Origin of the sequence: uncultured Campylobacter sp., from assembly GCF_938045405.1 — a bacterium.
In the GTDB taxonomy this organism is placed as follows: Bacteria; Campylobacterota; Campylobacteria; order Campylobacterales; family Campylobacteraceae; genus Campylobacter_B.
This window is the reverse complement of the sequence record NZ_CALIMW010000218.1, coordinates 1-1,197: the sequence shown is the minus strand read 5'-3', so window position 1 is coordinate 1,197 and position 1,197 is coordinate 1. Positions and strand designations below refer to the sequence as shown.

The window sequence follows — 1,197 nt, the reverse complement described above, 5'->3', positions numbered from 1 at the left end:
AAATTCCATAAATCACCGCTAGAAATTTTCTAAATCGCGGCAAAAATTCTTTAAATTCCGCGCGAAATTCTATGAGCGGAAATTTTTGCGACGGATCATATGCGCTCGCTCAAAGCGGCGTGCGGCGAGATCGTCCGTATCTTTTTTAACTCGCCTTTAAGTTATAGATTTAACGCAGCTTTGAAAAGCTCCAGCCAATCCGCGCCCGCCGTTTAAATTTATAAATTTAATGCAGTTCCGCGTTGAGTTTGATCGCGCGCTTGCTAACGCTTGCCGTAATCTGCCCGCTTTGGCTATTTTGTCGGAAGTGCAGACCGCTAAGCCCGGCAAGCTCAAGCCCTTTATAAATTTCACGATCGAACGCAAAGCCTGGATTTAGCGCTGCTAGCGCCTCGCGATCCTTTTGTGCGATAAAAACCTTCGTGCCCTCAAGTACCGCGATGCCGGCATCCACGATGCAGCGGTCGCCTAGCGGAATGCCCGTTACGGAGTTTGCGCCCAGCAGGCAGTGCTTGCCGATGCTCACGGCATTGCCGTTGGTGCCGCTTAGCACGCCCAAAATCGACGCGCCGCCGCCTATGTCGCTGCCCTCGCCCACGACGACCGAGCTACTGACGCGCCCCTCGATCATAACGCTGCCGATCGTGCCTGCGTTGAAATTCACATACGCAGCACCCGGCATTACGGTCGTACCCGCAGCGATATGCGCACCCAAACGCACCTTCGCGTCATCTAAAATCCGCACGTTTTGCGGCGGTACGACGTGGCTTAGGTAGCGCGGAAATTTATCGACGCTGATGATGCGTGGATAGCGACCTTGCATTTTTAAAGAGATTTCGTTTTCACGCAGCCACCAAAGCTCGATCGGGCGGGCGTTTTCATCCCATGCGACGTTCGGAAGCACGCTAAATGCGCCGTCTAGATTGAGCGTGCGCGGCTCGCAGAGATTTAGCGAAAGCGCGTAAAGCTTGAGATAGACGCTCTCGACGCTTTTTGGCACGGCATCCTCGAAGACGAAGCTGGCGCAAAAGCTCGCGTGCTCGTCCGATTTCATCGCCTCTTTAACCGCAAGCAGCACCTGCAGATTTTTGTGCGCGCCCTCTTTGGCGTCTGGCTGTAGAAATTTTAAAGCCTCGATCGCCTTTTTTAGGGCTTTGTGCGTTAGCGGAAGGACGCACTCACTACCGCTAAAATCCA

At 53.2% G+C, this 1,197-nt stretch carries 1 protein-coding gene; it reads right to left on the bottom strand.

Annotated elements, in window-relative coordinates:
• Nucleotides 1-226 precede the first annotated feature (226 nt).
• Nucleotides 227-1,197 (bottom strand): tetrahydrodipicolinate N-succinyltransferase N-terminal domain-containing protein (locus Q0140_RS09095; RefSeq protein WP_297963917.1); only part of this gene is annotated, 971 nt, incomplete at its 5' end.